Here is a 9,788-nt window from a genome sequence, read left to right as displayed (position 1 = left end):
CACCTCCCGCAGAACAAAAGCGGAAAGTGTAACCCATGTGTCCGGTACGAAATGTCACCTATGTATCGGGCCGCTCACGGCTGTTTGCTCTCATGTTTTCATCTCTTCGAGTTTCATTTTAAAGCAAGTTTGACAGCTTCACGAAGCAGGTTTGACAGTTCTTGTTTTCTGTTTGTGCTGCCAGCGCCGCTCTAGACGGCGCACCACCTTCCCCATCTTCGGTTCGATGTTGGCGCGCTTGGCGTAGTGCTGCGCCATCGCCAGCGTCTCCTGCCCCAGCGCATCGGCGATGGTCCGGTCATCGAAGCCCAGTTGTCGCATAAACACCGCCACCGTATGGCGCAGTCAGTAGAGCGTCAGGCTCGGACCTATCAGGCCCTTCCGCTCCAATCGCAGCTTGATCGGGCGCCACGAGGCGTTGAAGCCACTCACCGTCCACGGCTTACCCTGCGTCGTCGCGCACATGGTGATTGCGTCGTGAACCGGCCTGCCGCGATGATGTCCGCCAGCGGCGCAGGGCATGGCCAGATACCGGCTCACCGGTCTTCGACCGCCGCGTTGAAATCTTCCCCTGTTTGAAAGAGTCCCGCTTGATGCTCAGTGCATCCCTAGGGCCAAGACCCCTGAACATCATGAGGCCGATCGGCAAGCGCATGTGCGCTTGGCGCAAGCGGGGAAAGACCTATTCGCTTGACGGAAATGGTCCCGTCCAGGCCCCCCAACCATAACGGTGGACAGGCCAATTTATTTTGGGGTTAGGCCTATGGCATCCCCGTCGGTGAGGTTCCGCGCGCCTGGTGCGCGCAGATCCGTCCTTGCCTTCCTTTCGCCCCAGCGATCGTCGTAGCTTCAGCCAAAAGAGCGGGGAAGCAAGAAGCGGGGAAGCAAGAAATGGCTCTCACGGCAATCGAGGCTCTTGGTCTCATAGAGCGGCTCGCGCGGCATGCCCGCGAGACCAACAATGACGACGGCGGTGACTGGCTGGCCTTGGTGGGTATCCGAGAGTTGGCGGGCGGTTGTCTAAGCCTGCACTTCGATCAGTCATCAGTGCCCGCATTGCAGCGCGGGGCAGCTGCGCGACCTGCTCTGCGGCTGGTGTGGTCTCAGGATTAGGCCTAGGTAGGACAGGGTTTCCCTCACCTTCGCCCTCAGCGCATCCGCAAGGAATCTCGACAACTCGCGCCGAGGTGCTGTGGATACCGGTGACAAGCCGTTGCACGCAAGGGTTGGACGTGCAGTGCTGACCCGTTCTTTCCGAATTTTGCCCATGCACCACACCGTCGTCCTGGTCCTGAACATCATGGCTCAGATCTTCACTCTGCAGCCGCCGCCTCCTGACTGGAGCTACGGGACATGCCGCACGGATGGAATTGAATATCCAGCCCGCCCCTTCGGAAGGTGCAAGCCGTCGGATCGGTTCTGGTACCAGCCGTCGCGTGACATCGCCGAGGACGGCGGTACCCAAACAAGATGACCTCGGCTGTGTGTATTAGGCGCTGGATCGAGAGACCTTCGCGAGCGTGTCGCAAGCCTGTTTCGAAGCGCCGAGCGCAGCCAGCGCGAGCATCGGCGCGGGCTCCATCACGCCAATCACTGCAAGCATCAGGTAGTTGGCCGCTTCCTGGCGGTGACTAGAAAGAACGCGGGCCTTTCGGTCGGCGCGATTCTGATTACGTCATCAGGGAAGTTGGCCTTCGCCAGTGGCCGGTGTTTGCCGATCGGCTAGCATCGCTTTCTGCGCCGACGAAAACGAAGCGGTGAAGGCCATGACCGAACATGGCGCGTGCCGCCGTCGACCACCTGAAACAATGGAATTTCCGCCAAGGGAGAAACAGCCGGCGTGAACCCGGCGAGCTGATCTATTGTGTACTATTGCAGGTGCCCCAATTGAGGTTGCGGGCGACGGTGTTGGCTGGAGCCAAGCTCTGTTCGCGGGAAAGCGCCAACTCTGCCGCTGCCGCACATCGTTGCCCGATCACCACGCAACTGAACAACTCGTGCGGATTGGCCACCGTTGACTGTTGACCGCCCGGCTGATGATCTGAGGCTGTCAGACGTCGAGCCTCGGCTCGTCTGCTCCGCCTGCGGCACTCGCGGCGCCGACGTAAGGCCGAACTAAAATTGGGACACCAAGGGACCGATCGGTGGCATGGGGTATCGATGATCCAAGACGCGACACGGTCGTTGCGAGTTGCGATCTTACGCTACCCGCTCGCTCCCGGCATAAAGCAGCGCACAACTGGATGACCGTCTATATACATCCGCCAAGCCAGCGCGAAGCCAGCCCTGTTGTTGCCCTTGACCAGTTTTTCCGGAGGTACCTTGACCCATTCGCCTTCCAGGAAAACCTGATACTGGCCATCTTTGATCGTCCATTGGGGATCCGTCAGGTGATTGACATCGGCGCCGTCGCAGCACCACTCACCTTGTTCGCTGCGTAAACTTTTGTACCAGTCGTCCAGCTCAGGATGGGTATGGTCGTGCGCGTTAGCTGGCCAAATCCAAACCAAGGCGGCGCTGATGCAAACTAAATTCGTTCCGGTCAGCAGGTGGTTCATAGCTGCCACCGCAATGCAATTGATGAAACCAATAACGCGAACCTAGGACTCCTCGAGCGCACGCAACAATCCGTACTTGCCCGGATGCGCGAAGCCTCCGCACATCCGGCGAGAACCGCGGATTCAAGCGGTGCGCGCAGCCGCCTTCGGGCCATCAATCGGCGGCCCGCAGCGTTCCGTAATTACGCTACGGCCTAGCCGAGCGCTGTAAGGAAAGACAACTTCGCTCGGACCTAACCGAAAATGCTACAACCTTCGAAACTCGGCGAGCAGTACAGTTTGTGCCAGCTAGCGGAGTTACTCCGAAAGAGAGGTGGAACGCAGCCGGGCGGCGTTTAAGATTCAGGCTCCTGCTCCCACAGGCGTGATCCATGGAGGGAGGGGCATGCGACGGCGTGAGTTCATCACGGGGACGGCGGCCACGGCCGCGATGGGCCTTGCCCAGCCGACATTCGCCCAAACTGAAACCCGGTTGCCAGCCATCAAGCGCATCGCGATGGTTCACCCGTCCGAACCACCCGAGGGGCTCTCCATCAATGGTCGCCCAGCGTACCAGGCATTTTTCGGGGAGCTAAGTAAGCTCGGCTACAACGAAGGCCAAAACCTGATCCTGGAGCGGTATTCGGCATTCGGGCACAGCAATGGGTATGAAGATGTCGCTCGCGCCATTGTCGCAGGTCATCCTGACCTAATCGTCTCGCTCGGCGGCCCGGTTACACGCGTGCTCAAGCCGCTGACCGCAACCATTCCTATTCTGGCAATAACGAGCGATCCGGTTGCCGGTGGCATGGTCACGAACTTGGCCAAGCCCGACAGGAATATCACAGGAGCAACTACTGATGTCGGATTGGAAATCTGGGGTAAGCGCCTTGAGCTCCTGCGCGAGACCGTGGGCAAGCTAATAAATGTGCGGTTTCTGATGCCTCCTTCTTTGATTGCCTTTTGGGAAATGGCGGGAGGACCAGCAAGAGCGCTAGAAGCCGCACGACGAGATGGTATCGCATTCGGCACAGCATTGGTCGCCGAACCGTTCGACTGGCAAGACTTTGAGCGGAAGTTCAACGCAATGGCTGCAGAAAAGGTTGACGGTCTCATGGTCGGGGCCGTGGCTGAGTTCTTCACATACCGTCAGCTAATCGTTGACGCCGCTGCCAGGCATCATCTGCCTGCGATTTATTTCGCTCGTGAATGGGTCGATATCGGAGGATTGCTGTCCTACGGCTACGACACTGTGGCCATCATGCGTCGGATCGCGGATATGACGGATCAAATATTAAAGGGCGCGAAGCCGGGTGATATTCCGTTCTACCAGCCAACCAAGCTCGAACTGGTGCTCAATCGCACAACGGCGAGATCGCTCGAATTGGAGTTTCCGCCGTCATTGCTGGCGGCCGCCGACGAGATCATCGGCTGAGACGCGACTTCCGTTGCAGGCCCTTCGCGTCCGTTTGCGCGGCACGCGGAAACGTCCGAAGTCGAGGTGAGATCGGAAGTCACCCGCCATGGCTCAAACCGACGCTCATGATCCGGGGCGGTCATTAAGTTGCCTGTGGCTCCATCGCTGCCATGCATTGTGGTGAGCTGTCGCGCCAGGCTTGGCCCGTCGCTTCGACCACTTTGATTTGGATCAAGATTGCCCTTCGCAGACTGCGATATTCGTAACGCCCGTCTCTCATAGAGGAGTCCACTCAAATGAATCGCAAGAGCTTTCTTGTTGGTCTCCTGGCCGCTGGTTGCTTCATCGCAACATCCACGCTCATGACGAGTCCCGGCAACGCGCAAACGGACCCAAAAGTCGCGAAGGCCATGGCGATATTGAAGGCCGAAACGGCGAAATTGGGCGCGCCCAAGGTCGAGGGAACCGTTCAGACAGCCGACAAGACGACCCCAGGCTTGTATTTTGGCTCAACCAAGGTGAACAACGACTTCACGATTGTCGACAAAGTCAAGGCTGAGGCCGGCGGCACGGCTTCGCTTTTCGTAAAGTCTGGTGATGAATATGTCCGCGTATCCACCAATGTGCCGGGCAGCGTACAAGGCCGGGCGCAGGGGACCATCCTGGACCCTAAGGGAAAAGCAATAGTGAATGTCAACAAAGGTGAGGCTTTCTACGGCGAAGTCGACATCCTCGGCAAACCGTACGTGACCGGTTACGACCCGATCAAGGACGCATCGGGCAAGGTAATCGGCATCTGGTACGTCGGCTACGAAAAATAGGAATTCTCGACCAGTCGGCACGGTGGCCGTCATCGACTTCGGCGGCGCGCGGCGTCCTCGCGCTGGAGAGCTGTCACCACGGCTTGACGGATGCATGGCGGTTCAGGACGGATAGCGTAGCCACCGGAGTGAAAGCAAGGACAATGCAGCTGCAACAAATGCCGTTGCGGCCGCAAACTGTAAGGTCTTTTGGAAACCTGCCAGGAGACCATAGTCGCTTCGAACACGAGAAGGATGACCGATGCGGCGGTTACCGTGCCGAAGGTTGATTGCATAGGTTGCTCCTCCGATTCGTGGGAGCCTTAAAACGGCACCCACTCCTTGGCACTCTAGTGCCGGTGCAGGAGCCACGGGCGACATTCTTTCTAGGGCGTGATGCAGGCCCTGCGAATTGAAGGTCAGGAGCCCCGAATTTTCTACGTGCGCGTAATTTCGGCTTAAGATTGGTCACGCCAAAACACTTCCGAACGCGCCGTTCGCCAGTCGCCGCACAGATATAACTCGGGCTGAATTTGCTAGTTTGCTTCGTGCCTCCTCTGCAGTGAAAGTACCATCGTGCTTCAAAGAAATTGGAGACGGTCATGGCCCCGATGCTGCGGCTCTACGAGGATACACTGTCCAATTTGGCCGATCCGGTGGGACTGCCACCGGTACAACGCATTATCTTCGTTGTGCACGGCGCGGCGACCATCGGCGGCAGCGTGGTGAGCGACGGCGAGGTATGGCATGGCGAGACCAAAGCCGTGCTCGCGCCGGGAGTCGGTGGCGTCACCGCCTGGCGCTTCGAGCTCGCAACGGAGAGCACCGGCGATGCCCCGCTGTTCGCTGTTGGCATCCGCTCGCAACTCAAGCTCGCGGCGCGGCTTGATACCCTGCGGGAAGGTGAGCTGTTAATGCGCGGCGACAGCGTCCGCTTCCCGCCCGGTGGCTGCGCCTACCTGCACTGCCACCAAGGACCCGGGATCCGCTGCCTGATCGATGGCGGGATCCGCATCGACACCGAGGGCCGATCGACATCGTATGGGCCGGGCGGCGCCTGGTATGAGCCCGGCCCGGCCCCGGTATTCGCCCAGGCGGCGGCCGACCGGCCGAGCCGCTTCATCCGCGTGTTGATCCTGCCGCGCACGCTCCTGGGAAAGAGCTCGATCCAGTACGTCAACGAGGATGATAAGGCAAAGCCTAAGTCGCAACAGTACCGCGTCTTCGTCGACACGCCGATTACATGCAATCCGGCCGATTGAGCGTTTCCACGTGACTGCGCGGTCATCGCTTCGGGGTGCGCCCGCGGATATGGTCAAAGCTTTGGTTGATTGCGGCGAAGCGCGCGTCGACCATCGGCGTAGCCCGTTTGCGTTGCAGAAGGATAATTGCCGTCGCCTAAGCGCTCCCCGATGCGCTGAATGGGACGTGCCGCGGCGCAAAGCAGCTGATCTCAATAGTCGGCCTAACGCGCTTCGACCCGCCTCGGCTTCTCTCATACCGATTGGCGGGCCGAGCTGAAGCCGACAACCGGTTCAACTCGATTGGCTTGGGTCCCTCCGCCGCAAGCAACAGAGCGGTCGAGTCCAGAGGTGGAGGAGCCGTCCACAACGAAATAAACGGGGTTGGCAAAATGGTTAGAACGCGTAAGGCAGTCGATGAGTTACCAAGCTCAGTATCGGGGCGCGTCAAGCGAGGAGCGCACCGCCGTGGCAAATTCGGCCGGCCGGAACGGCTTGTGCAGCAGCGACGCCTTTCCGACGGCCCTTTCGATGGCCGAGGTATCGGAATAGCCGCTAACGAACAGGATCCGCAGTCCCGCAATAAGCTGCCGGGCGCTTGTCGCCACGTCGGCACCATTTGCGCCAGGCATGCCGAAATCCAACACCAGCAGATCCGGACGATAATCGCTCAGGAGCTTCAGCGCCGATTCTCCATTTTCGACATCCTTCACGCGATAACCAAGATCGGAAAGAACACCCGACATAATCTCGCGGACATCAGGATCGTCGTCCACGATCAACACTGTCTCAGAGCCGCGCGACACATCGCTCGGCCCCGCATTCTCGCTTTCCGCTTCCGCGTGAGCGATGGGCAAGGCGATGCTGATCCGGGTCCCCTTGCCAACGGCTGTATCAATCGTGACGTCTCCGCCAAGCTGCCGGACGATGCCATAAACCTGCGATAATCCTAGCCCCGTCCCTTTGCCAGGCGGCTTGGTCGTGAAGAAGGGATCGAAAGCGCGTGCGACAACCTCCGGCGGCATCCCGCTTCCGGTGTCGGCCACGCACACGACCAGGCGTTGCCTGTTGCTCGAATCCAATCGCGTCGAAATTGTTAGCGTACCTGCGCCGGACATGGCATCACGCGCATTGATCGACAAGTTAAGGATGGCCAGCTCGAGCTGGTTGGCATCCGCCAGGGCGTGAGGCAGCCCGTCCTGCAATTCGGTGACTACCGTGATTTCTGCGCCCAAGGTCTGATTTACAAGCTCGCCCATACCGGAGATCAGGCCATTTAAATCGACCGGTGCAGTTGCAAGTTTTTGCGTCCGAGAAAATGCCAGCAATTGGGCAGTGAGCTTCGACCCGCGTTCAGCCGCCCTGAACGCGTGCTCAGCCTGACGAGCGATGCGCGGATCGGTCGCGCGCATGCGGATCATGTCCAGGTTGCCGACAACAGCCGTCAGAAGATTGTTGAAGTCGTGCGCCAGTCCCCCTGTCAATTGACCGATCGCCTCCATCTTCTGGGATTGGACAAGCGCAGTCTCGGCACGTTCTCGCTGCTCCATTTCGTGTGTCAATTTGAGATTGGCTGCCTCGAGATCGGCAACACGGTCTTTGATACGTTGTTCCAGCGAAGCATTCAGCGCGCGCATTGAATCTTCGGCCTGCCGAATCCGAATCATCGCATTGACCGCGGCCGCCAGTTCGAGGGGCTCGGCTGGCTGGACCAGATAGGAATCCGCGCCGGAATCCAGACCACGCGTGCGGTGGATCGATGTCGTGAACGTTGATGACGTCATCAAGACCATCACGCCCGGCCATTTCTTCTTGATGAACGAGCACACGTCGTAGCCGGTAATGTCGGGCAGCTCGACGTCCAGGAGAACAATTGGCGGCCGCTCGGTCTCGATCAACCGGAGCGCTTCTGCGCCGGTTCGTGCCTCGATGACAGTAAATCCCTGCTCCTGGAGATCGCGCGTCTTAACGTAACGGGGCGCGTCCTGGTCGTCGACATTCAGAATGATGATGTTTTCGTAGTCGGTCACGATGCCCCCAAGGTTGCATCGCGAAGAAAGAGCGAAACGTTCTCGCGAGAGATAGTGTTCTTCGAAATGACGCGCGTGCCGGCCGGAAGTCGTGCCTTAAGCTCGGCGTTGACGTTCAGGGACGTGGAGATGATGACCGGCGTTACGCTGGTACGGCTGTCAGCGTTAAGCTCCTGCAGAACAGTAAAGCCGTCCATGGTCGGCATCTGCAGATCAAGGATGATGACATCGGGCCTCTGCTCGCGCGCGACCTTGAGCCCGTCGTCGCCGTCGACGGCTTCGATGAACTCATAGCGTGGCTCGTTGCTGATAATCTGGCGCATCACGTACCGGAACGTCTCATCGTCATCAATCAGAAGAACGCGCCTGCGAGTGTTATCGGCAGAACGTTGGGCCCGCGACGGATCACCGCGCTCGGGAGGTATCGAGAGTGTAAAAACCGAACCTTGGCCGAGCACGCTTTCGAGGAGCAGTTCACCGCCAAGCAATTCCGCCAGCGATCGAGAAAGCGGCAGGCCAAGGCCCGTGCCTTTGACTCGCTTTTGGATCTTCGTGTCGACTTGGGAGAACTCCTCGAAAATTCGAACATGGTCCTGCGGGGCGATGCCGATACCGGTGTCGCGAACCGACAAGTTAACGCGCCCTTTCCCGGCATCGAAGGAAGCGGTCACCCTCACCTCGCCCTGCTCGGTGAATTTCAACGCGTTGGAGATGAGATTGCGCAGAATTTGCGTAACCTTAGCCTCGTCTGTGAAGAGATTGGGAACTTTGTCGGGGATGTCGAAGGTCAGCTCGACCGCCTGGCTTGTCAAAAGAGGCCTTAGGGCGCCACGCAGACCGCCGAACAGCTCCCCGACCGTGAAGGCCGATGGCTTGACGTCGACCTTTCCCGCCTCGACCTTGGCAAGATCGAGCAGATCGTTGACGAGTTCGAGCAAACTTTCCGCGGAGCGGCGGATGTAACCGACCTGTCGCTCCTGCTCCGGCGTCAGATCGCCGTCGATGCGGTCGAGCAGTAGCCGCGACAGTGCCAGCACGGAGTTGAGCGGCGTGCGAAACTCGTGGCTCATGTTTGAGAGGAATTTCGTCTTGAGCTCGCTGGCTCGCCGAAGCTGCTCGGCGCGCTCGTCCAGCTCAGCATAGAGTGCGACCACGCCCCGGTTGGTGTCGCTCAGCTCCTGGTCGAGTTGTTTGCTCTCCTCCTCCTTGCGGCGGATTTCGTCCAGACTCTGCATCAGCTCGCGGTTTTGCTGACGCAACGCTTCCAGAGGATCGGACGATCTGTCCTTTTGCAAGATCGTGGACACTTCGGCGAGATTGACGCGCGTCACGGGAGCGGCGCGCCGCGGCAAATCATGGCCGATTTCGACTGTCGTTCCCTTCCCGGCCTTGGAGTCGATCTTGAAGTGATCCATCAATCGGCGAGCGCCGAGAATGCCGAGTCCCATACCGCTTTTCGATCGGTACTGCCCGTCAAGGATGGTCTGGATATCGGCGATACCCGGTCCCTTGTCCGAAATCCTGACGTAGAAAACCTGAGGCGCCGGCGTCGGATCGAGGATGAACTCAGCACGTCCGCCGCCGGCATAGCTAAACGCATTTCGGGCCAGCTCGGATACTGCGGTGGCTATCCGGGTCTGGTCCTGGCGGTCAAAACCCAGAAATTCGGCCAGCCGATGGGCGCGCTGGCGAACGGTAACGACGTCAGCCTCGCCTTCGATCGGGACCGTAACGATTGGCCATACTTTGCTGCTCGCGGCCAT

The 9,788-nt window shown here is 59.3% G+C and carries 8 protein-coding genes; 4 read left to right on the top strand and 4 right to left on the bottom strand.

The features are described from left to right. Positions 1-138: 138 nt before the first annotated feature. The gene (locus JQ586_RS36350; RefSeq protein WP_212399453.1) at positions 139-321 is read right to left on the bottom strand and encodes a hypothetical protein; all 183 of its coding nucleotides are present in this window, start codon (positions 319-321) and stop codon (positions 139-141) included. 570 nt (positions 322-891) lie between these two features. Here JQ586_RS36350 and JQ586_RS36345 point away from each other — a divergent pair. Next, positions 892-1,113, top strand: coding sequence for a hypothetical protein (locus JQ586_RS36345; protein WP_212399452.1), 222 nt, complete (start codon positions 892-894; stop codon positions 1,111-1,113). A 1,091-nt stretch (positions 1,114-2,204) separates the two neighbouring features. On the opposite strand, the gene JQ586_RS36340 is transcribed toward JQ586_RS36345, so the two are convergent. Next, positions 2,205-2,558, bottom strand: a complete 354-nt coding sequence (locus JQ586_RS36340; protein ID WP_249148594.1) for a hypothetical protein — start codon at positions 2,556-2,558, stop codon at positions 2,205-2,207. Positions 2,559-2,943: 385 nt separating this feature from the next. On the opposite strand from JQ586_RS36340, the gene JQ586_RS36335 reads away from it, so the two are divergent. From JQ586_RS36335 to JQ586_RS36325, 3 genes are all read left to right on the top strand, one after another. Then, a complete protein-coding gene (locus JQ586_RS36335; protein WP_212399397.1) occupies positions 2,944-3,972 on the top strand; it encodes an ABC transporter substrate-binding protein in 1,029 nt (342 codons plus the stop codon). Between the two features lie 278 nt (positions 3,973-4,250). Beyond that, positions 4,251-4,775 (top strand): Cache 3/Cache 2 fusion domain-containing protein, encoded by a 525-nt coding sequence (locus JQ586_RS36330; RefSeq protein ID WP_212399451.1) that lies wholly within the window; start codon positions 4,251-4,253, stop codon positions 4,773-4,775. Between the two features lie 581 nt (positions 4,776-5,356). Then, complete coding sequence (locus JQ586_RS36325; RefSeq protein ID WP_212399450.1) at positions 5,357-6,016, top strand: cupin domain-containing protein; 660 nt, start codon at positions 5,357-5,359, stop codon at positions 6,014-6,016. A 410-nt stretch (positions 6,017-6,426) separates the two neighbouring features. On the opposite strand, the gene JQ586_RS36320 is transcribed toward JQ586_RS36325, so the two are convergent. Beyond that, positions 6,427-8,025: a response regulator gene (locus tag JQ586_RS36320; protein ID WP_212399449.1), complete on the bottom strand. Its 1,599-nt coding sequence runs from the start codon at positions 8,023-8,025 to the stop codon at positions 6,427-6,429. Further along, positions 8,022-9,788, bottom strand: a complete 1,767-nt coding sequence (locus JQ586_RS36315) for an ATP-binding protein (protein WP_249148593.1) — start codon at positions 9,786-9,788, stop codon at positions 8,022-8,024. Before JQ586_RS36315 ends, JQ586_RS36320 begins: the two co-directional genes overlap by 4 nt.

It is taken from the genome of Bradyrhizobium jicamae, assembly GCF_018130215.1.
GTDB lineage: Bacteria > Pseudomonadota > Alphaproteobacteria > Rhizobiales > Xanthobacteraceae > Bradyrhizobium > Bradyrhizobium jicamae_A.
The sequence above is the reverse complement of the archived record's forward strand: the minus strand, read 5'-3'. Positions and strand labels throughout refer to the sequence as shown.